This window comes from Streptomyces sp. NPDC087270, assembly GCF_044744625.1.
Lineage (GTDB): Bacteria > Actinomycetota > Actinomycetes > Streptomycetales > Streptomycetaceae > Actinacidiphila.
Genome location: NZ_JBIUYR010000004.1, coordinates 354786 through 375817, shown reverse-complemented (window position 1 = coordinate 375817; position 21032 = coordinate 354786). Strand labels below are relative to the sequence as shown.

Genomic DNA, 21032 nt, shown 5'->3' with positions numbered 1-21032 from the left:
TGGGAGAGCGCCTCTCATCCCCCCTCGCGCCCATGGAGAACCGATGCGCCTCAGGCCGCGTTTCGCCCTGCCGTCCGCCATCGCCCTCGCCGCCGCCGGCGTGGCCGCTGCCACGCTGTACCCGCACAGCGCCGACAAGTCGCTCCAACCGGTCGCCAGTTCGGTGCCGGCTCCCTCGCACGTCGTGATCGTGATGGAGGAGAACCACTCCTACGCCGACATCATCGGCAACACCTCCAGCGCGCCGTACATGAACCAACTCGCCTCCCAGGGTGCCGTGTTGACGGGTTCGTTCGGGGTGACCCACCCCAGCGAGCCGAACTACATGGCGCTGTTCGCCGGCAGCACCTACGGGCTCAGCGCCGACACCTGCCCGGTCAACGAGGGGACGGCCGCCAACCTCGGCTCCGAACTCCTCGCCGCGGGCAAGACGTTCAAGGGCTACTCGGAGGGACTGCCGAGCACCGGCTCGACCACGTGCAGCTCCGGCGCCTACGCCCGCAAGCACTCGCCGTGGATCAACTTCAGCAACGTCCCCACCTCCGACTCACTGCCGTTCAGCTCCTTCCCGTCGGACTACAGCTCCCTGCCGACCGTCTCGTTCGTCATCCCGAACCTCGACGACGACATGCACGACGGGACCATCACGCAGGCCGACACCTGGCTGAAGAACAAGATGTCCGCGTACGCGACCTGGGCGAAGGCCAACAACAGCCTGCTGATCGTGACGTGGGACGAGGACGACTACACCGAGAACAACCAGATCCCCACCCTGTTCGTGGGCGCGAACGTGGCGGCCGGCCACTACAGCGAGAACGTCAACCACTACAACGTGCTCGCCACGCTGGAGCAGTTCTACGGGCTGGGGAAGGTCGGCTCCAGCGCGAGCGCGGCCCCGGTCACGGACATCTGGAACTGACGCGCACCATGGGCGAAGCCGAGCCGAGTCCGCCGTCCGCCGCGGCGGCGGACCCGCCCGCCCCTCGCCGCCCCGGCCCCCGCCGCCCCCGGCTCCGACCGCGGGCGCAGCCCCGTACGCGACACCGTGCGCGTACGGCGGTGCTCGCGCTGGTGCTGGCGGCCGCGGCGGCCGGCAGCGGGCCGGCCGCGGCCGGGGACAGCGCCTCCGCCAGGCCGGTCACCGTCGGTGCCGCCGGCTGTGGCGACCTGCCCGCGCACCGCGCCGCCGGACCGGTGACCTTCGACGTGACCGACCGTTCCCAGCTGTTCGTCGCCGTCTACCTGACCGACCCGGGCGGCGCGAAGGTCTACGCCGAGATCCCCTGGCTCGTGCCGGCGGCGACCCAGCGGCTGTCCACCACGCTCGCGGCCGGCCGCTACACGCTGCGCTGCGTCTTCTCCGACGGCACGGTGCGCGACTCGCGTCCCATGGCGCTGTCGGGACGCGCGGCGGGCGCCGTCGCCGGGTACCGTCCGCTGCCCGACCTCGCGATGACCGCGCCGGTCACCGCCTACCGGGCCTGGCTGAAGGCCGCGCTGCCCCCGCTGCTGGCGGCTTCCCGCACCCTCGACGCCGACGTCGCCCGCGGCGACCTGACCGCCGCCCGCCGCGACTGGCTGCCCGCGCACCTGGACTACGAGCGCCTCGGCGCGGCCTACAACTCCTTCGGCGACTTCGACGCCGCCATCGACGGCACCGCGGACGGCCTGCCCGGCGGGGTGCGCGACCCGGGCTGGACCGGGTTCCACGCCGTCGAGTACGGGCTGTGGCACGGCCGTCCGGCGTCCGCGCTCCGGCCGCTGACGCGCGGGCTGGTCGCCGAGGTCCGCCGGCTGACCGCGGACTTCCCCAGCGAGGAGGTCGACCCGGGCGACCTTCCGCTGCGGGCCCACGAGATCCTGGAGAACGCGTTGCAGTTCCAGCTGACCGGCGCCGCGGACTACGGCAGCGGCACCACCCTGGCCACGCTCGGCGCCAACGTCGAGGGGACCTCCGAGGTGGTCTCCGTCCTCGCGCCGCTGATCGCGCCGCGCGACCCGGCGCTGCTGCGCGCGATCCGGAGCGGGCTGGCCCAGGTGACCGCGGACCTGCGCCAGCCGCACCCGGGCGCCACTCCGGCCGGCCGCACCACCGACCGCAACGGCCCCGCCGACACCGGCTCCGGCTCCGAACCCGGCTCCGGCTCCCTCCGGACGCTGCGGGTCGAGGGCGACCTCGGCGCCCTGCTGGAGTCGCTCTCCTCGCTGCCCGGCCTGCTCGCGCCGCGGACGTCGGCGTGAGCGCCGGACCGCTCGGGCGCCGCGCGTTCCTGCGCGGCACGACGGTCGGGGTGGCGGCCACCGCCGCGCTGGGCGGAGCGACGCTCGGCGGCGTCACGCTGGCGGACGCGGACGACCGGCACGGTTCCGCGTCGGGCCGCGACATCCCCTTCGAGGGCGTCCACCAGGCCGGGATCGTCACCCCGCAGCAGGCCGCCGCGACGTTCGTGTCGTTCGAGATCGTCGCGCCGGACCGGGCGGCCCTGCGGGAGCTGTTCGGCACGCTGACCGATCGGATACGGCTGCTGACCTCAGGCGGCCCGGTCCCGGCCGCCGACGTCGCCTCCGTACCGTCCGACAGCGGGACGCTGGGCCCGGCGCTGCCCTCCGACGGGCTCACGATCACCGTGGGCGTGGGCGCGTCGCTCTTCGACGACCGCTACGGCCTAGCCGCCCGCCGCCCCGCCCGGCTCACCCGGATGCCGGTCTTCCCCGACGACCACGTGGCGGGCTCCACGGAGTTGCACGGCGACCTGTCGGTGCAGATCTGCGCGGACTCGCGGGACACCGTGATGCACGCGCTGCGCGACCTCACCCGGCACACCCGCGCCGGGCTGCGCCCGCTGTGGAAGGCGGACGGCTTCCACGCCGACCCGCGGCCGGCCGGCACCGCCCGCAACCAGCTCGGCTTCATGGACGGCACCGGCAACCCGGCGGTCGCCGACGCGGCCGTCGCCGACGCGCTGGTGTGGACCCGCGGCGCCGCGGACGGCGAGCCGGCCTGGACGGCAGGCGGCTCGTACCAGGTGATCAGGATCATCCGCATGCTGGTCGAGTTCTGGGACCGGGTCTCGCTGCGGGAGCAGGAGACGATGATCGGGCGGCGGCGCGACTCGGGCGCCCCGCTCGACGGGAGCCGCGAATCGGACACCCCCGACTACGGCTCCGACCCGCAGGGCCACGTGATCCCGCTCGACGCGCACATCCGGCTCGCCAACCCCCGCGACCGGGCCACCGCGGACCAGCGGTTCCTGCGGCGCGGCTACAACTACGACCGCGGCCTGGACCCGGTCGGGGACCTGGACGTCGGGCTCGTCTTCTGCTGCTACCAGCAGGACGTGCGGCGGCAGTTCCAGACGGTCCAGGAGCGGCTGGCCGGGGAGCCGCTGGTGGACTACGTGCAACCGACCGGCGGCGGGTACTTCTTCGCGCTGCCGGGGGTACGGGACGCCTCCGACCGGCTGGGCTCCGGCCTGCTCGCCTGAGGCCCGCGAGCGGCGGCACGACCGGAACAGCGGGGATTTCGACCCGCGATACGCCGATGTCCGCGCATCCGACGTGGACAACCGGAGCGAAGAGGACGCCGGCGGGCGCACACTAGGGGCAATGACAAAGCCTCATGCACCTAAGCGCCATCTGCCCACGAGCCCCTTCACGGCTCCGGTCACCCCTGCTCCCAAGCACTTCGCCGTCGGCGACCAGGTCGCCCACGACATGTACGGCCTCGGTCGGGTGACCGATACCGAGGAGGGAGTCGCCGCGCTCGTGGACTTCGGGTCCGCGCGGATGCGGATTCTGAGCCCCTACACCAAGATGATCAAGCTCTAGTCCCGGTCCGGCAGATCCCGCTCCGGACCCGGCACACCCGGCCCCTTCAGGGGCCCGCGACGAAAGACGGACCTCTCATTGACGTGACCTCGCTGTTCTCCGCACCGGAAGAGCAACCCCGCCGCTCCGCGCTGTCCTCGCCGCCCCCGAAGACGGACCCCTTCCACGCTCCGGACTTCGAGGACGACGGGTCCTGCCGGTACGACGACGAGGACGGGGACGAAGGCGAGGACGCGCCGGAGTCCGCCTCGGGCGTCCGCCAGGAGCCAGGGCCGGCGCCGGCGCTCCGGTGAGGGGCGCGACCGCCCCGGCCCCGGTCGGTGTCGGGTTCGTCCCCGTCCGCCGTCGCCCGGCCGCACCCGCGTGCCGGGCCCTCCCCTCGGCGGACCGCGCGAAGCCGACGTCAGAGCTCGTCGTCAGAGCCCGTCGTCAGAGCCCGTCGTCAGAGCCCGTCGTCAGAGCTCGTCGTCGTGGGTGTCCGGCGCGAACACCACGGCGAGCGCCTCGGCGTGCTCGGGCACGTCGGGATCGGCCACGACCGTGGCCATCACCGTGGCCTCGTGGTGGTCCGGGTCCATCTCCAGGATCTGCCGCAGCACCTCCTGTGCCTGCGGCAGGGCGCCGTACTTGAGCGTCGTGAACGCGGCCAGCCGCAGCTTCTCGATCGTCACCGGTTCGGCCGGCACGCCGTCGCCGCGGATCTCCACGCACCGGTCGAGCAGCGGCTGGAAACGCCGGGGCGGGCCGAACAGCTGCAAGCCGATGATGATGCCCGGGACGGTGCTCGGGGCGCGCATCGGCGTGGCGATCGCGGCTTCGAAGTCGGCCGCCGCCTGGTCCCACTTGCCGAGCTGGAAGCGGATCTGGCCGAGGACGGCCGTGCGGTCGCCGCCGACGTCCGGAAGCTCGATGCGCTCGATCAGCCGCTCGGCCGCCCGGTTGTCCTGGTAGCCGAGCATGTACAGCGAGCCGAGTTCGAACAGCGCCGTCGTCTCGTTCGGGGCCTCCCGCAGGATCGCCTTGTACGCCGCCTTGGCCTCGTCCTTCCGGCCCAGCCGCCGGTGGACGCCCGCCACGGAGGTCAGCGCCTGGGGATCGCCGTCGGCCAGCTCGGCCGCGGCATCGGCGGCGGCCACCGCCTCGTCGCGGCGGCCCGCTTCGGCCAGCATCCGGCCGTGCAGGCTCGCGGCCCGGCTCGACCGCGGGAAGCGGCGGCGCGCGTCGGCGGCGAGTGCGACGGCGTCGTCCAGGCGGTCCAGGTGTTCGAGGCCGAGGACGGTGTCCCGGTACAGCTGACCGGTCGCCTCGCCCTCGGCGATCAGCGGCTCCGCGAGGGCGACCAGGTCCTCGTACCTCGCGTCGTCGCCGGCGATCTCGGCGGCCAGCAGGCGCGCGGGGACCAGCGTCGCGTCCGCCGCCAGCATCGCCGCCACCAGGGTGCGGCAGCGGTCGCGGGAGTCCTTGGACCAGGCGTGGTTGTACGTCGCGGCCTTCCACATGGACGTGGCGATCCGCGCCTGCTCGCGCAGCAGTTCCCGGTCGGTGCCCGCGGTGCCGGGCGAGCCGAGGTCGGGAATGTCCAGGGCCTCGCAGCCGAGGGTGTAGACGTCGAGCAGCGGCGCGGGCAGCCCCTGCGTCTCCAGGGTGTCGAGCACCTCCCGGACCCGGTGCGGCCTGGGCTTCAACCGCAGGGCCGCGGTGAACGCGTCACGAGCCGGGGCGATCATCCCCAGCCGGAGCTTCACGATGCCGGCCTGGATGAGGTAGGCGGTGTCGGTCGGTTCCCGCTGGAGGGCCTGCGCCAGGGCGGCGTCCGCGTCCCGCCAGCGGCGCAGGCTCACCAGGACGACCGCCCGGGTCTGGAAGCTCTCGCCGTTCAACGGGTCGACCTCGACGGCCCGGTCGGCCATCGGCAGCGCCTCCGGGAGCCGCTCGGGGATGTCGGCGAGCACCCGCGCGTACAGCCGCAGCACGCGGCCCTCGTCCGGCGCGATCTCCATGGCCCGCCGGACCAGCGGCAGCGCCTCGGCGACGTTCTTGTCCCTCATGAGGCACGACGCCGCCCGGTAGAAGCCCTCGGTGTCCTGGGGCCAGCGCGCGATCACCAGGCGGGCGGTCGCCACGGCCTCCTCCCGGCGGTCGGCCAGATCGAGCAGCCAGGCCAGGTTCGCCAGCGCGCCGTAGTGCTCGGGGTCGGCCGCCAGCACCCTGCGCAGGATCGGCTCGGCCTCGGCGTAGCGGTCGAGGCGGGCCAGGGCGACGGCGCGCTCGACGGCGGCCTGCGACGGTTCGCGGCCGGCCGGTCCCTCGTCTGCCTCGTCCGCCATCAACGGCCCTTCGTGCCCTTGTGGGACTTGAAGTAGGCGGCAAGGTCGTCGTAGGCGCCGCCCTCGTTGGCGAACAGCGCGACCGAGCGCGCGGCGTCGAACCACGGTCCGGTCGACGGGCGCGCGTCCTCAAGCGCGGCATCGAAGTCGGGCATGCCCATCAGCCGCGCCTCGCCGCTGCGCACCGCGTCCATCAGCGCGATCTCCGCGGCCGACTCGCACAGGTGCGCCACGTCCGCGCCCGAGAAGCCGTCGGTGCGCTCGACCAGGGACGCCAGGTCGACTCCCGCGATCGGCCGGTCCCGCAGGTGGTAGCGGAGGATCTCCGCGCGGGCCTCGGCGTCCGGCGGCAGGACCAGGACGGTCCGGTCGAAGCGGCCGGGGCGGCGCAGCGCCGGGTCGACGTCCCACGGTGCGTTCGTCGCGCCGAGGACGAACACCCCCTCGTTGTCCGATCCCACCGAGTCCAGCTCCGCGAGGAACTGGTTGACGGTCGTGCGCATCGTGGAGTTACGGGTCTGGCTGCGCCGCTGGCCGAGCGCGTCCACCTCGTCGAAGAACAGCACGCACGGTGCCTGACGCCGCGCCAGCTGGAACAGCTCGCTCAGGTTCCGCTCCGAGGAGCCGATCCACATGTCGAGCACATCGGCGATGCCCACGGAGACGAACGACGCGCCGAGTTCGCCGGCGACGGCGCGCGCGACGAAGGTCTTGCCGCAGCCGGGCGGGCCGTACAGCAGCAGGCCGCCGCGCAGCGACTTGCCGTAGAGCCTGCGCAGTTCCGGGTTGCGCAACGGCGCGAGGAACGCGGCCTGCAAACGGTCCTTGACGTCGGACAGCCCGCCGACGTCGGCGAGGGTCAGGGCCGGCCGCTCGACCTCGTGGGCGGGGGCGCCCCGCGGGTCCTCGCGCGCGTCGTCGGCGGCAGGCGGCGGGGCGGGCACGGCCGGCGGCGGGGCGGGCGCGGGGGTGAAGCGCGGCGGCGGGGCCACGTCCCGCAGTTCGGCCTCCGCCGTCGGCCAGTCGAAGCCGGCGTCGGGCTTCTCCGCGGGCACGCTCTCCGCCGGTGTCCCACCGCTCAGCGCCCTGAGCATCAGCTGCCTGGCCGGAACGGAATCCGGCGCCAGGCGCAGCGCCTCGCCGAGTTCGACGATCGCGCCGTCCGCATCACCGGCGTTGATGAGCGCTTCGGCGAGCGCGACACGGAACTCGGCCTGTTCCGGCGCGGAACGCACCGCCTGGCGCAGCGCGTGGAGCAGCGGGCTTTCCGGGTCAGCCATGGTCCCCCCTGGGCGAATTCACCGCGAGCATAGCCCGTACGTGCCGCCCCGCGGCGGGCCCGCCGGCCACGAGGGCAACGCCGTACGCCCGGCTGCCGGCTTGCCCCCGACCGCCGGGCCGAACCGGGTGCCTCCCGGGCCGAACCGGCCGGGCGAGAGCGGCCCGACGCCGTAAGTACAAGGTCCGATCCCCCTTCCTTTGTCCGTAGGGCCCGGGATATCCCTTGGGCTACGAACGGCCGGTCGGCGGGCGCGGTGCGGCGCGGTGCGGTGCGGAAGGAGCGGGGCCATGGGTGAGGAACGGTTCGCGGCGGGCTGGCGGGTGGACGAGCGGTGCGTGAACTGCGATGTCGCCCGGCAGCTCGCCCCCGGCCTGATCGGCGAGGTCGACGGCCGCTCGGTCGTGCTGCGCCAGCCGCGCGAACGAACCGAGGTACGGCAGCTGAACGCCGCGGCGTACGCCTGCCCCTCCCGGTCGATCCGTCCCCCGTCCGGGCGGCTGGCGGCGGAACTCGACCCCTTCCCCCTGGCCTTGGACGACGCCGTGTACCTGTGCGGGCACAACTCCACGCACACCGCGGGGGCCAACTCCTACCTGCTGCGCCGCCCCGGCGGCACCGTCATGATGGTGGACACACCACGGTGGAGCGCGTCGCTGGCCACGCGCTTCGAGGAGCTGGGCCCTGTCACGGACGTCCTGCTCACCCACCGCGACCACGCCGCGCACGGCCGCCGCTACGCCGGCCGCTTCGGCGCCCGGCTGTGGGTCCACGAGGGCGACCTCGACGCCGCCCCGGACGCCGACCGGGTGCTGCGCGGCACCGACCCGGCGCAGATCGCCGAGGGGGTGGTCGCCTTCCCCCTCCCCGGGCACACCCGCGGCAGCGTGCTGTTCCTCGCGGACGAGCGGTACTGCTTCAGCGGCGACAGCTTCTACTGGTCACGCGGCACAGCGGACATCGAGGTGGCCGACAGCGTCACCTGGTACTCGATCAGGGAACTCGCCGCGTCCTTGGCCCGGGCCGCCGATCGGCTGCGCTTCGAGTGGCTGCTGCCCGGCCACGGCGACCGCCGGCACCTTCCCGCCGACGCCATGGCCCAGCGGCTCCGGCAGCTGGCGGCGCGCACCGGCGAACTGCGGCCCCGCCCCATCGATTTCAGCGCGATGCGCTGGTAACGGCCTTACCCGCACGGTCTGATCGGCCGCCGCGCAGACCACCGGGCCGGGGCCACCCGGCAGGGCAGAACCTAATGCCCCTGCGCGGCCGCCGCCTTCGCGCTGGCCGCGGCCGCCGCACGGGCCTGATCGCGCGTCATACTCCCGTGCTCGTGCGAGCCCGCCGCCTTCGCACTGGCCGCGGCCGCCGCACGGGCCTGATCGCGCGTCATGCCGGAGTCGGTGGCGGTGTGGGCGTTCGCCGGGGGCGGCGCGGCCTCGGCCTGCGCGGTGACGGCGCCGACCAGTCCGGTCAGGAGAAGGGCGCCGGCGACGGCGGGGCGGCTCAGCAGCCGGCGTCCGGTTCGGGGTGCGCGGTGGGACATGGGGCTGTCCTCTCTCGTGGCTGGCGTCCGGTGGCATCCGGACAGCGATGCGGGACATACGCCTGCCGGGCGGCCGAAAGTGGCAGCCGAGCGCTGTGAGCCACATCACCGCGATCGACTGCCACCGTCGCCCGCTCGGCAGGCGTACTTCCTCAGCGGTCCAGTACCGTTCCCGATCGCGCCCCGGCCCCTGGGGAAGGAGTGCAGCCCGATGCAGGACAGGGAGTTCGACGCCCTCTACGCTGCGGCGTTCCCGAGGCTGGTGCGCCAGCTGACGCTGGTGACCGGGGACGCGGAGGCCGCTCAGGACGCGGTGCAGGAGGCGTTCGTCCGTGCCTGGTCCCGGCGTGGCACCCTGCGCGCGGTGGAGGTGCCGGAGGCGTGGGTACGGACCACGGCCTGGCGGCTGGCCGCCTCCCGGTTCCGTCGCATGAGGCGCGGCTGGGAGTTGACGCTGCGCCACCACCGGCCGACCAGCGTCGCCGAGCCGTCGCCCGACCGGCTCCTGGTGGAGCGGGCGCTCGCCACCGTGCCGGTGAATCAGCGGCGGGCGCTCGTCCTGCACTACCTGTGCGATCTCAGCGTCGAGCAGATAGCTGCCGAGACCGGGACTCCCGCGGGCACGATCAAGAGCTGGCTGGCCCGTGGCCGCAAGGCGCTCGCCCAGTCGCTCGCCACGGAAGAGAGGCAATCCAGCAATGTCTGACCTGGACGACCGAATCCGTGCGGCGCTGCTCGAAGGCACCCTCCAGCCGGCCCGCACTCCTTTGACCGCCCACCAGGTCAGGCTGCGCGGCACGGCACGCAGGCGGCGCCGGCAACTGGCCCTCACCGGGGGCGGCCTGGCGCTGGCGGCGGGCGGTCTCACGCTGGTCGCGGGGCTCGGCTGGGGGACCGGCGCGGACCGGCAGGCCGGCCGGTCCGCCGCCCCGTCCTCGGGCACCGCCTGGCCCACGGCCGGCCGGGCCCAACTCGACGCCGCCCGAGCCGCGGTGGCGGACTACTACCGCCGGCTCCCGCCGGACACCACGAGCACCACCGCCGAGGCCGAGGTGGCGGCCCTCGCGGAGCAGCACCTCACCGCCACCGCTCGGGCCGAGGCAGCGTCCCTGTCCGTGGGCCTCGCCCGACCCGCGGACACCCTCCCGGCCGTCTGCGGGACCCGGACCGCCGCGCTGCGGGTCGGTCCACTCACCAGGACCGGCGCCCACCGGGCCGGCGCCGTCGTGTCGGGCGCCTCGGACCGCACGGTCATCACCGTCGAGCTGGACTCGGGGCGCATCAGTGGCTGGACCTGCGGCTGAGCGGGGTCAGGCAGGGGCGTGGGCAGGCAGGGGCGTGGGCAGCGCGCCGCCCGCGGTGGGCCGCGCCGCTTTATGATCGCCGGTCATGGACTGGCTCGAGCGCGCCGCGAAGCTGAGGCAGTGGACCGGCAACGGGACGCGGGCTCCGCACAAGCCGCTGCTGTTCCTGTACGCCCTGGGCCGGTTCCAGGAGGACGCCGAGGCGGAGCTGCGGTACAGCGCGGTGGAGGCGGATCTGGGGCGGCTGCTGGCCGAGTACGGCCCGGCCCATCGGACCACGCCCGCGTACCCGTTCCATCACCTGGTCAGCGACGGGGTGTGGGAGGTGCGCACCGACCGCGGCGACGGCAGTCCCGGCAGCCGCGTGCTCGAACTGCGGGCCTCCGGTGCGGCGGGCAGGCTCGTGCCGGAGCTGAGGACGGCGCTGCGGCGCGAGCCGTCGTTGCTCGGACGGATGGCGCGGGTGCTGCTCGATCTGCACTTCCCGCCGTCCCTGCACGGCGAACTGTGCGAGGCGGTCGGCCTGGAGCTGGAGCTGGCGGAGACGGGGACGCTCACGGCGGTGCGGCGCCGGCGGGACCGGCGGATGCGGGAGTCGGTGCTCACCGCGTACGAGTACCGGTGCGCCTTCTGCGGCTACGACGGCATGATCGGCGCGGTGCCGGTCGGGTTGGAGGCCGCGCACGTGCGCTGGTGGGCGTTCGACGGTCCGGACGAGGTCGACAACGGAGTGTGCCTGTGCGCGCTCCATCACAAGCTCTTCGACAAGGGGGTCCTCGGTGTCGGCGACGGCCATCTGATCCTGGTGTCCCGGGATTTCGTCGGGCGGAGCGCGTCCGCCCGCGAGCATGTGGTCGCCCTCGCGGGCCGCGCGCTGCTCGGGCCGCAGCCCGGCACGCCCGCGATCGCCGCTTCCCACCGGGCGTGGCACGCCCGGCAGGTCTTCCACGGTGAGCCGCGCCCGGCCGCCACGGCGTGACCGCCGGGGCACGTCGCCCAGGCAACCCGCGGGCTGAGCGGGCGAGCGGCGTGACGGGCCGGCGCGGGCGGGGTGTCGTTGGGGGCCGCGCCCACCCGCGGACAGGGACGGGGACCGCGGATGTAACGCTTTCGGGTGCCGCGGACTAGTACCGGGTGTAAGGCATCGCACCTTTGACCTGCCCTGAGGAGCCGTCCGTGCCAGCGGAGCATCCGAAAGCACCACCCGCGCGGGACCCGGCCGGGTTCGCCGCGTTCTACGAGCAGCACTTCGACACCGTGCTCGGTTTCGTCACCCGGCGCGTCGACGACGCGCACCTGGCCGCCGACCTGACCGCGGACATCTTCGTGGCCGCCCTGGAGGGCGCGCACACCTACGACGCGCGGCGCGGCGCACCCGTCGCCTGGCTCTACGGCATATCCCGCAACGTCATCCACGCCCACTTCCACGGCACCGCCCGCGAGCGGATGGCGGTCGCCCGGATCAGCGGGCGGCGGCTGCTGGACGACCAGGACGTCAGCGCCATCGAGGCGCGGATCGACGCCGACCGCGCCGTCCGGCAACTCGCCGCCGCCCACGCCGCGCTCTCCGACCCGCTGCGCCAGGTGCTCGACCTGGTCGACCTCGACGGGCTCACGGTCCGCGAGGCGGCGCAGGCGCTGGGCGTCAGCTCGCCCACCGCCCGGGTCCGGCTGCACCGCGCCCGCAAGGCCCTGCGCAGCGCGGGCCAGACCCACATCGCCGGTTACGAAACCCTTCTGGAGGCCGCCCAGTGAACGTCCCCGCGCACTTCAAGCAGCAGCTCGCCGACGAGTTGAACGCCCACGCGGCGGCCCTGTCCGCCCCGGCCGGCCACCGGTCCCTGCTGCGGCTCCACGCGCCGCGCCGCCGGGTCGCCCTCGTGGTCGGCGTGGCCGCGGCGGCCGCCGCCGCTGTGGCGGTCGCCCTGCCGTCGACGTCCGCGTCGCACAGCGACCAGCAGGCCGCGCCCGCCCGGCAGAGCGCCCCGGGCAGCTCCGGCAGCTCCGGCACTTCGGGCGCCTCGGTCAGCTCGGGCACCAGCGGCCTGAACATCGTCAACGCCAACTACTCCGTGCGGTCCAAGCCGGGCGGCATGGTCTCCGTCCAGCTGTTCGACCTGAAAGGCGTCCCCGGCCTGCAGGCCACCCTGGACAAGGCCGGCATCCCCGCGAAGGTGATGGCGCCCTCGGCCTCCTGCTCCGCCACCGGCCACACCCACGACAGCCCGCACGGCAGCCTCCTCAAGGTGGCGCCGCCGTCCGGCTTCCACAGCAACGGGGTCCGCGACATCAATCCCGGTGCCATCGTCCCGGGCGACCACCTGCTGTTCGTGCCGGCCTCGAAGAGCGGCCCGGTGACCTCGCTGGCCATCACCCTGGTGCGTCAACTCCCCACCTGCGTCCCGGCGAACTAGCCCCGCGGGGCCCGCGCGCCTGAGGAACGGAACCCAACAGGCCGTACCCGCCGACCGGCTGGTGCGGCCCGTTGCCATGACGGAACGCGGCGGTGAATGTTGTTCAACCGTTCGAAAAAACCCGCCGGTCGGGACGGCCATCAACGACCATGGAACGTGGAAGGCGGGCCGCCGCACCAGGGGCGGGTCCGCTCCGCGCGCATCGCCAGGGCGATGCCGAACGAGGGGGTACCTGAGTGAAGACCCGAAGAGCTGTCGCCGTCCTGTTAGGCGCGGCACTGTCGATCGTCGCGCTCGTCACACCGGCCGGCGCGCAGCCGGCGCAGACCGGAGTCTCGACCACCTACCAGGTCAACGCGCGGCACAACGGCACCGTCGTCGACTCCGGCGTCGGCGCTCCGCCGCTCAGCCAGAAGTGGTCGCGCGACCTGGGCGGGAGCGTCTCCTACCCCGTCGTGGCCGGCGGGCGGGTCTTCGCCACCGCCGCCTCGCCGACGGGGTACGGCACCACGCTCTACGCCATCGACGCGGCCACCGGCGAGAACGCCTGGGCGCCGGTCGACCTCGGCGGCACCTACTGGTGGTCCGCGCTCGCCTACGGGGGCGGCCGGCTCTACGCCCAGAACTACGACGGCGTGCTGACCGCGTTCAACCCGGCCACCGGGGCGAAGCTCTGGACCGTCACGCTGCCCGGGCAGTACTCGTTCACCTCGCCGCCCACGTTCGCCAACGGTGTGGTGTACACGGGCGGGGCCGGCTCGGGCGGCACCCTGTACGCGGTGGACGCCGCCAGCGGCTCGCTGCTCTGGAGCCAGCCGGTCGCCAACGGGGACGACAGCTCGCCCGCCGTCGATGCCGCGGGGGTCTACGTCTCCTACGCCTGCGAGCAGGCGTACGCCTTCGACCCCAAGTCCGGCAGCCCGATCTGGCACCACCAGACGGGCTGCTCCGGTGGCGGCGGCCGCACGCCGGTCCTCGCCGACGGCGGAGTCTGGGTCCGGGACAACGGGATGGCCACCTCGGTCCTCGACGCCGGCACCGGGGAGGTCAGCAGCACGTACGACGCCGCCGGAACCTCGCCGGCACCGGCCATCGACGGCCACCAGGGCTACTTCGTGGACGGCGGCGTCCTCCAGGAGCGGTACACCCCCACCCTGGACACGCGCTGGACGTTCCAGGGCGACGGCCGGATCAGCACGGCGCCGATCGTCGTCAACGGCTATGTCTACGTCGGCTCCCTGAGCGGCCAGTTGTGGGCGGTCAACGGCGCGACCGGCCAGTCGGTCTGGTCCACCGACGTCGGCGCGCCGATCAACGGCCCCGACGAGCAGAACGTGTCCCAGCCGCTGACCGGGCTCGGCGCGGGCGACGGGCTCGTGGTGGTTCCGGCCACCAACCTGCTGGTGGCGTACGGGCAGTGAGCGGCAGGGGTGGTCGCCGGTTCCGGCGGCCACCCCTGGTCCCTGCCCCTCCTCGTACGACCAGCCCCGGCGACTTTGCCGGGTCTTTACAATCGGCTCCAGCGCCGCCTCGTCTTTTCAGTCGATCCGCAACACAGCCCGCCGCGTGACAGCGCGGGCGGACCGACGAAAGAGAGCGATTCCATGCGCCGAACCGTCCTGAGCGCCGTGGCCCTCGCGTGCACCGCCGTCCTGGCGAGCACCGTGCCCGCGTTCGCCGATGGGGCCACACCGTCCCCGAGCCCGACCTCCGCGCAGTCCCCGTCGGCCAGGCCCTCGACCGCGCCGCCGGCCGCCTCGCCCGCACCGACCAAGGTGGCGCAGCCGAGCCAGGTCGCCGCCGTGCCGAAGGGAGCACCGGACACCGGTGTGGCGCCGGTGGCGTCGCACTCCGGAGCCGACGGCGGGCTGATCGGCGGGGGCGCCGCCGCGGCGCTGGCCCTCGGCGGCGGGGCCTTCTTCCTCGTGCGGCGCCGGCGGGCGACCGGGGCGTGACCTCGCTCTCCAGGCGCGCGTTCGCCACCGCGGTGACGGCGTCGCTGCTCACGGGCTGCGGCGGCCACCAGGTGGGCGGCGCCGCCGCGACCACCCGCCCACCGGGCACCCGTCCCCCGAGCACGCCGCCGTCCGCGCGGCCCGCCGCGAAGTCGGTACGTGCGCTGGGGCGTTCGGTCCCGGTCCGGCTGGAGGTCCCCGCCATCGGCGTCGACACCCCGCTCATGCAGCTGGGGTTGGCCGCGGACGGCAGCGTGCAGGTCCCGCCGATCACGGCGCACGACCGGGCCGGCTGGTACCGGAACTCGCCGACGCCCGGGCAGACCGGTCCGTCGGTGATCCTGGCCCATGTCACGGTCGGCGCCTACGGGGACGGGGTCTTCCGCCACCTCGCGCGGCTGCGCCCGGGCGACCGGATCGTGACGCGCCGGAAGGACGGCACGGCACCGCGGTTCACCGTCACCGACGTCCGTACGGTCGCCAAGTCGGATTTTCCGACGAGCGCGGTCTACGGGAACGTGGACCGGCCCGAGTTGCGGCTGATCACGTGCGGCGGCCCGCGCAGCGGTGACGGCTACCTCGACAACGTGATCGTCTTCGCCGCGCTGACCTCGACGGGCTCCTGACGCGCCGCAACGGGTCCCGGGCCGCCGCCGTTCCGTACACCGGCGGCCCGGGACCGTCCTCCCGAGAGGGCCCCACGTGTCCGACCAGTGCCACCACGACATGGAGAGCGTTGAAACGGTCCCGCGAGAAGGCAGCGTCCGAGCTTTTCGCCGCCTTCTACCCGCGCCTCGCCGGCTGGTGCCGCCGGCTGGTCGACGACGACGAGACGGCCCACGAGATCGCCTCGGAGGCGTTCACCCGGCTGTGGGCCCGCTGGACGGCCGTGGCGGAGCCGCGCGGATTCCTCTACGTCACCGCGACCAACCTCGTCCGGGACCACTGGCGCAAACTGGAGCGCGAACGCCGGGCCGTCCGCCGGGCCACCGCGGAGGCCGCCGTCCGGCCGCCGACCGAAGCGGCCGACCCGTCGTTGCGCCTGCTCGTGCAGTCGCTGCCGGAACGGCTGCGGGTGCCGATCCTGCTGCACTACTACGCCGACCTCCCGATCCGGGAGATATCCCTGCTCACCGGCCGGAAGGAGGGGACCGTCATGTCCGACCTCCACACGGCCAGGGAACTGCTCCGCGCCCATCTGAGGAGAAGCCTTGATCACACAGTCTGACGACGGTCAGGACTTCGACCCCGACGACCCGCTCACCGTCATCCTGCGCCCCACCCCCGCCCCGCTCGGCCTGCCCCCGGGCCGGTACGAGAAGATCCGCCGCGGTGCGGCCCGCCGCCGGATGCTGCGGATCGCCGTCGGGGTCGGCCTGTCCGGCGCCGTCGCCGCCCTCGTCGTGGTGCCGCTGCGCATGACGGGGCCCGTCGAGCCCGCCGCCCCGAGAGTCCCGCTCGGCCCGCCGCCCGCGAGCAGTCCTTCGGCCGGGCCCACCTCGCCACCGGCGCCGTCGCCCGCCACCAGACCGCCCACGAACGTCCCCACCAGCGGCCCGCCCACCGCGAAGGCCCCGCCCACGAAGCAGGTCCCGTCCACGAAGCAGGTCCCGTCCGGCGCCAACGCCTCCGCCACCCAGGCCGTACCGGCCACCCCGAGCACGTCCGCGGCGCCGCCGGCATCCGGCCCCACCGGCACCTCTCCCCGGCAGTCCGGCGATCAGCCGTCGCCCCTCCCGACGGAACTGCGCCGCTGAGCCGGGGGAGTCGGACGGCGGACGGCCCGGCCCCGAACCGGGGCCAGGCCGTCGCGGGTTCCTGGATGGTGCATTGGAGAGTTCCTGGACCAGTGGCTCAGCGACCGGCTCAGCGGCTCAGCAACTCAGCGGCTCAGCAGGCGCCGAGGTCCTGCCAGACACCCCATTCGCCGGTGGTGCCGGGCTCTTCCCCCTGCGTCCACCACTTCGCCTGCCAGGTGTGGCCGTTCCACGCGACCGTCTCACCGCCGGTGTAGACCTGCGAGGAGCTCCAGGAGGCCGCGGTGCAGGTCGCGCCTCCGGTGCTCCCGCCGGTGGTGGTCCCGCCGGTCGTCGTCCCGCCCGTGGTGCTGCCGCCGGTCGTGGTCCCGCCGGTGGTGGTCCCGCCGGTCGTCGTGCCACCGGTCGTGGTCCCGCCCGAGTTGCCCGCGAACGGCAGGAACGCGTCGGTGAACGCCAGGCTGCTCTGGCTGATCTCGGTGCAGGTGGGAAGGGAGTTGGCGCTGCCGCTGCACGGCTGGTCGCGGTTGATCGACCAGAACGCCAGCCGGGCGACGCCGTGTTGCGCGGCGAAGCTCTCCACGGTCTGGGCGTCCGCGAGGGTGAACGTGGACCCGTCGTCGTTCTTGCCGATCATCGGGGTGATGCCCAGATTGCCGTAGCCGTAGCTGGAGTCGACGGACTGCATCTGGGCCAGCGTGGCCTCGGCGGCGGAGACCGAGCCCTGGCCCATCTCGGTGCCGGTGCCCGAGTAGAAGTCCATGGTCATGATGTTGACCACGTCGATCTTGACGCCCGCGTTCTTGGCGGCCTTGATGATGTTCACGCCGTCGCCGGTCAGCCCGCTGGCCAGGACCGGCAGCGTGACGGAGAACTTGAGGCTGGGGTTGGACGCCTTGAGGTCCTTCATCGCCTGCATCTGCCGTGCCACCGAGGCGGTGTCGGCGATCGCCGCGCCTTCGATGTCGAAGTCCAGCTGGGTGACGCCGTAGTCGTTGATGAGGGCCTGGTAGCCGGCGTCGATGGAGCTCTGCGTGGAGCAGGTCCAGGCGAGCGGCAGGCCGCTGGCCCCGCCGGACGAGATGATGACGGAGGCGCCCTCGGACTTCGCCTTGGCGATCAGCGGGTCGGTGAAGGAGTCGGCACCGATCGGAAGGGTGTCGCCCCAGATCTGGTTGCAGCCGCTGCCGAGCACGAAGGCCGCGGTGTACGCCTTGAGTCCGTGTCCGGTGATGGCGGTGTCGAGCATGCCCTCCTGGCTGTTCGACATGTCGACGTAGGGAGCCACGGAGTAGGTGTCGGCGGCCGGCGCCACCGCGGCGTTGCCCGCGGGGGCCAGGGCCATGACCGCGCCGGCGGTCGCGAGCGAGAGCGCGGCGGCGGAAGCCGCCCATTTCGCAAAGCGCATGGAAGCACCTCAAGCGTGAAGTGGTGGGGGGAGCCTGCGGGTTGGGGGGAGCGTGCGTCTCAAGCCTGATTGGTACGTACCAAACCGCGCGGACGCCCGCCGCGTCAAGAGGACTAGACCAACTTTCCGCGGCCCTTTCCCGTTCCCCCTCCTGTCCCCCGCACCTCTTTCACCGCCAGTGGTACTCGCTGACCGCGCCGCCGGAGACGGTGACGGTGCCGTGCGGGATGCCGGGGCTTCTCCAGACGGTGTACTCGCCCTCCTCCAGGGACGAGAGGACCAGGCAGTGCAGAGTGCGATCCGGCAGGTGGCGCGGGCGGACCGCGGCATGGGTACGGCGGGTGGGATCGGTGGTCGGGCTGACCTCGATCTCCAGGCCCTCCTCGTCGGGGCCGGTGTGGATGACGACCGCACCGGTCCGCTCGCCGATGTCCAGGACGACGCTGCCCGCCAAGGAGGGCGCGGCGGTGTGGTGGTGATCGTGCATGGCGGGGCTCCTCGGGTCCGGCGGCGGGGCGTCGCCCCGCCGCCGGGTGGATGACGCGGTGGGGTCAGGACGCCGGGTGGTGGTAGCCGTCGTACGGCACGCCCAGGTAGGGGAAGTGGTCCAGGTACGGGTTGGTCACGTCGGCCGGGGTGAGCCCGTCGGTGATCTGGCCGGCCGCGGCGTCAGGCGTGTACGACTTGTCGACCAGCGGGAGCGTGGCGCCGGCGATGGCGCGCAGTTCCACGGTGACCACGTCGTCGAAGACCCGGCGGCCGTTGGGGAATCCGGCGGCGTCGCCCGCGACCAGACCGAGGATGTCGGGGTGGGCGGCGGGCGGGACCGAGGTGTTCAGGCGGAGCATGTCGGCCTGGGTGGTGCCGGTGAAGTTCTCGAACCCGGGCACCACGCCCTCGGGGATGCCGGTCAGCAGGATCGCCAGCAGGTCGGCGCGGGACTTGCCCGACTTGTTGTAGGCGTCGAGGTTCGGGAACACCCCCGGGTAGAGGCCGGGCAGCAGCTTCGCCAGCTCCGGGTGGGCGACGTAGTGGGCGAAGCGCTTGTCGTCGCTGGGCGGCAGCGCGTTCCACTCGTCCTTCTCGCCGAGCGCCACCAGCACCTCGTTGAAGAGCGGGTTGCCCAGTCGCGAGACCTGCACGAACGGCCCGGACTCCTGCTCCTGGCCGCGGCCCTCCTCGATCACGCGCGCCTGGCGGCGGCTCGCCGAGGTCCATACGCCGATGGTGGCGCGCGGGTCGGAGGCGTCCTTGCCGTGCCAGCCGTCCCGGGTCAGGTCCGCGATCGGCACCTGCACGGCGAGGCTGTGGACGTTCAGCTCCTTGGTGGTGTTCACGCCCGGGGCGGGCTGGGTGAACACGCTCATGCCGTACTGGTTGTGCAGTTCCTGGAACGGGCGCAGGTTGCCCAGGTCGAAGATCGACCCGAGGTCCACGTAGAAGCCCTCGGCGCGCTGCCCGGCGAAGACCTTGCAGGTCTTGCCGATGGTGTGCACCGCGGCTTGCGCCAGCTTGGCGTAGTCCGGCGTCGACAGCGGGCCGATGTTGCACGGCGGGCAGGTCAGGTCGCGGCCCAGCACGGTGCTGCGGCCCTGACCGTCCACGCGGGTCAGCGTGTAGGTCTGGAAGCGGTTCCAGTTCGGCGAGTCCAGCGTCAGGATCGGGCCGGTGTTGTACAGGAAGCTGCCCGGCGTACGCATCCTGGTGGTGAAGCGGAACTGGTACGTGACGTCGGCGCGGCCGTCGCCGTCGTTGTCGACGTGGATCTCGTAGAGCACGTCGTCGCCGAACTCGTAGAAGTTCGGGCCGCCGGCCGGGTTCTGCAGCGGGATGTAGTTGGCGATCAGGGTGACCGCGTCGGGGCGGTCCGGGCTGACGAACGCGTACACGTCCGTGCTGTCGGCCACGGGGTCCTTGGAGATCTCCGGGGCTTCGCGGTGGGAGGACATTCAGCGGGCCTCACTGGTTCGGGGGTACGGATACGGGAACGCGGGGCGGGTGCGGGGGACGCGGGTGCGGGGGACGCGGGTGCGGGGGACACGGGCGGGCGGGAACCCGGGCGGGCGGATCGGGGTGCGGACTCCCTTGGCGGAGAAGGGAGTCGGACCGCACGGGGGCCCTGCCGTCAGCGGGCGTGCCGCAACAGGGCGCGGGTCAGGTCCGGGTCGACGACCCGGTGGTGCTGCTCGCCGTGGAAGAAGTCCAGCTCGCCGCGGGCCGCGTCACCGACCCGGACCATCAACGGCTCCTGGGACAGCTCGGGCTCCTCGGCGACCGCCGGCTCGGGCGCGGCCTTCGCCGCGGCGGGCTCGGCGGCCGCGGCCGCGGTCGCTCCGGCCGTACCGGCGCCGAGGACCACTCCGGCGGCGAGCCCGGCGGCGCCGATCATCCCGGCGTTCCTCATCAGGCCCCGCCGGTCGACGCCCGGCCCGGACGGGCTCTCTTCCCGCGGGTGCTGCGGGGGTTGCGGATGCTGCGGGTGCTGTGCGGACATGCTCGCTCCTTGGCTCGGTGGAAAAGCGCGACGGCCTTCGCGGTTCGGGTCGTGCGACACCGGAACAGCTCGGCGCCACCGAATGCGGGACCCGGGAAAAGGCCGGTCGTGAGGTCGTCAGGAACCGGATCTCCCGGATTCCGCGGCGGGGAGAAGGACTCGGTGGCACGGTGACGGATATCGGGAACCGCGATCCTCGGCAGGGAAAGTCGCGACCGTTTCGGAGTGAAGCGGCCAGGTGCCCTCCCGTCAAGATCCAGTCCGCCGCCCGACGCCACCGCCGCGAAGCGCGAACCGGACGTTCCCGCAGGCCGGGACCGGGCCGTTGATGCTTCGGAGTGAATCTCGCGGGCAAGGCGCCGTCAGCCCAATCCGCGCCACCCGCGGCACCGAAGGGAATACGGCAGGCCGTCTTCAGGAGGTGGATCGGACCACTCGTCCCGTCACGGAAAACGTGCACCCGCGTGCTTCAGGCGCTCTCGATTCCCCCGTGGGCGCTTCTCTCCCGTGCGCTCTTTTCCCTGGCCACGAAATACCCCGCGCCGTCACGGGAGTTCCGGAAATCCTCTGATCCCCGACACCGGCCCCCGGCGTTCCGTACGTCAACGCCCGCACCCGCCAGGGGAAGGGGCAGGGGCGGTGCGCCAAGAGGGCGGTGCGCGAGGGAGCGACGGTACGGCGGGGACGCTTCGGTCGGTGCCGAAGTGTCGCGCGCGCAGGGTT

Annotated in this window: 23 protein-coding genes; 16 read left to right on the top strand and 7 right to left on the bottom strand. The window is 73.6% G+C overall.

Annotation, left to right across the window (positions count from 1 at the left end; translation table 11 throughout):
* Positions 1-43: 43 nt before the first annotated feature.
* The 5 genes from ACIPAE_RS10785 (at position 44) to ACIPAE_RS10765 (ending at position 4121) form a co-directional block, all read left to right on the top strand.
* Positions 44-919: an alkaline phosphatase family protein gene (locus tag ACIPAE_RS10785; RefSeq protein WP_366414360.1), complete on the top strand. Its 876-nt coding sequence runs from the start codon at positions 44-46 to the stop codon at positions 917-919.
* Positions 920-1059: 140 nt separating this feature from the next.
* Entirely contained in the window at positions 1060-2241 is a 1182-nt protein-coding gene (locus ACIPAE_RS10780; protein WP_402444323.1) for an imelysin family protein, read from the top strand.
* Entirely contained in the window at positions 2238-3485 is a 1248-nt protein-coding gene (gene efeB, locus ACIPAE_RS10775) for an iron uptake transporter deferrochelatase/peroxidase subunit (RefSeq protein WP_402444321.1), read from the top strand. The genes ACIPAE_RS10780 and efeB overlap by 4 nt, the downstream gene beginning before the upstream one ends.
* 121 nt (positions 3486-3606) lie before the next feature.
* Positions 3607-3828, top strand: coding sequence for a hypothetical protein (locus tag ACIPAE_RS10770; protein ID WP_328466086.1), 222 nt, complete (start codon positions 3607-3609; stop codon positions 3826-3828).
* 83 nt (positions 3829-3911) lie between these two features.
* Positions 3912-4121 (top strand): hypothetical protein, encoded by a 210-nt coding sequence (locus ACIPAE_RS10765; protein ID WP_402444319.1) that lies wholly within the window; start codon positions 3912-3914, stop codon positions 4119-4121.
* Positions 4122-4283: 162 nt separating this feature from the next.
* On the opposite strand, the gene ACIPAE_RS10760 is transcribed toward ACIPAE_RS10765, so the two are convergent.
* Together ACIPAE_RS10760 and ACIPAE_RS10755 are read right to left on the bottom strand one after the other, a co-directional pair.
* A complete protein-coding gene (locus ACIPAE_RS10760) occupies positions 4284-6155 on the bottom strand; it encodes a tetratricopeptide repeat protein (RefSeq protein ID WP_402444317.1) in 1872 nt (623 codons plus the stop codon).
* A complete protein-coding gene (locus ACIPAE_RS10755; RefSeq protein ID WP_402444315.1) occupies positions 6155-7435 on the bottom strand; it encodes an AAA family ATPase in 1281 nt (426 codons plus the stop codon). The genes ACIPAE_RS10760 and ACIPAE_RS10755 overlap by 1 nt, the downstream gene beginning before the upstream one ends.
* A gap of 289 nt (positions 7436-7724) precedes the next feature.
* On the opposite strand from ACIPAE_RS10755, the gene ACIPAE_RS10750 reads away from it, so the two are divergent.
* On the top strand, positions 7725-8612 hold the full coding sequence (locus ACIPAE_RS10750; RefSeq protein WP_402444313.1) for an MBL fold metallo-hydrolase: 888 nt from the start codon (positions 7725-7727) through the stop codon (positions 8610-8612).
* Positions 8613-8683: 71 nt separating this feature from the next.
* Here the strand turns inward: ACIPAE_RS10750 and ACIPAE_RS10745 are convergent, their stop codons facing one another.
* A complete protein-coding gene (locus tag ACIPAE_RS10745; RefSeq protein ID WP_402444311.1) occupies positions 8684-8977 on the bottom strand; it encodes a hypothetical protein in 294 nt (97 codons plus the stop codon).
* Between the two features lie 211 nt (positions 8978-9188).
* On the opposite strand from ACIPAE_RS10745, the gene ACIPAE_RS10740 reads away from it, so the two are divergent.
* The 10 genes from ACIPAE_RS10740 (at position 9189) to ACIPAE_RS10695 (ending at position 16407) form a co-directional block, all read left to right on the top strand.
* A complete protein-coding gene (locus ACIPAE_RS10740; protein ID WP_366414353.1) occupies positions 9189-9683 on the top strand; it encodes a SigE family RNA polymerase sigma factor in 495 nt (164 codons plus the stop codon).
* Positions 9676-10281, top strand: coding sequence for a hypothetical protein (locus tag ACIPAE_RS10735; RefSeq protein ID WP_402444309.1), 606 nt, complete (start codon positions 9676-9678; stop codon positions 10279-10281). The genes ACIPAE_RS10740 and ACIPAE_RS10735 overlap by 8 nt, the downstream gene beginning before the upstream one ends.
* Before the next feature lie 85 nt (positions 10282-10366).
* Positions 10367-11260, top strand: a complete 894-nt coding sequence (locus ACIPAE_RS10730) for a phosphorothioated DNA-binding restriction endonuclease (RefSeq protein WP_402444307.1) — start codon at positions 10367-10369, stop codon at positions 11258-11260.
* Positions 11261-11457: 197 nt separating this feature from the next.
* Positions 11458-12036, top strand: a complete 579-nt coding sequence (locus tag ACIPAE_RS10725; RefSeq protein WP_329367454.1) for an RNA polymerase sigma factor — start codon at positions 11458-11460, stop codon at positions 12034-12036.
* Entirely contained in the window at positions 12033-12695 is a 663-nt protein-coding gene (locus ACIPAE_RS10720) for a hypothetical protein (RefSeq protein ID WP_402444305.1), read from the top strand. The genes ACIPAE_RS10725 and ACIPAE_RS10720 overlap by 4 nt, the downstream gene beginning before the upstream one ends.
* Positions 12696-12931: 236 nt before the next feature.
* Positions 12932-14116 (top strand): PQQ-binding-like beta-propeller repeat protein, encoded by a 1185-nt coding sequence (locus ACIPAE_RS10715; RefSeq protein WP_402444303.1) that lies wholly within the window; start codon positions 12932-12934, stop codon positions 14114-14116.
* 183 nt (positions 14117-14299) lie between these two features.
* A complete protein-coding gene (locus tag ACIPAE_RS10710; protein ID WP_329367449.1) occupies positions 14300-14650 on the top strand; it encodes a sortase-dependent protein in 351 nt (116 codons plus the stop codon).
* Entirely contained in the window at positions 14647-15276 is a 630-nt protein-coding gene (locus ACIPAE_RS10705) for a class F sortase (protein ID WP_329367447.1), read from the top strand. The genes ACIPAE_RS10710 and ACIPAE_RS10705 overlap by 4 nt, the downstream gene beginning before the upstream one ends.
* A gap of 110 nt (positions 15277-15386) precedes the next feature.
* Positions 15387-15878: an RNA polymerase sigma factor gene (locus ACIPAE_RS10700; protein WP_328466113.1), complete on the top strand. Its 492-nt coding sequence runs from the start codon at positions 15387-15389 to the stop codon at positions 15876-15878.
* Entirely contained in the window at positions 15862-16407 is a 546-nt protein-coding gene (locus ACIPAE_RS10695) for a hypothetical protein (RefSeq protein ID WP_402444300.1), read from the top strand. Before ACIPAE_RS10700 ends, ACIPAE_RS10695 begins: the two co-directional genes overlap by 17 nt.
* A gap of 133 nt (positions 16408-16540) precedes the next feature.
* On the opposite strand, the gene ACIPAE_RS10690 is transcribed toward ACIPAE_RS10695, so the two are convergent.
* The 4 genes from ACIPAE_RS10690 to ACIPAE_RS10675 all read right to left on the bottom strand — a co-directional run bounded on the left by ACIPAE_RS10690 (position 16541) and on the right by ACIPAE_RS10675 (position 20309).
* A complete protein-coding gene (locus tag ACIPAE_RS10690; protein ID WP_402444298.1) occupies positions 16541-17815 on the bottom strand; it encodes a chitinase in 1275 nt (424 codons plus the stop codon).
* Positions 17816-17984: 169 nt separating this feature from the next.
* Positions 17985-18302: a hypothetical protein gene (locus tag ACIPAE_RS10685; RefSeq protein WP_329367442.1), complete on the bottom strand. Its 318-nt coding sequence runs from the start codon at positions 18300-18302 to the stop codon at positions 17985-17987.
* A 64-nt stretch (positions 18303-18366) separates the two neighbouring features.
* A complete protein-coding gene (locus ACIPAE_RS10680) occupies positions 18367-19764 on the bottom strand; it encodes a DUF4331 domain-containing protein (protein ID WP_329367441.1) in 1398 nt (465 codons plus the stop codon).
* Between the two features lie 176 nt (positions 19765-19940).
* Entirely contained in the window at positions 19941-20309 is a 369-nt protein-coding gene (locus ACIPAE_RS10675) for a hypothetical protein (protein ID WP_366414494.1), read from the bottom strand.
* Positions 20310-21032 lie beyond the last annotated feature (723 nt).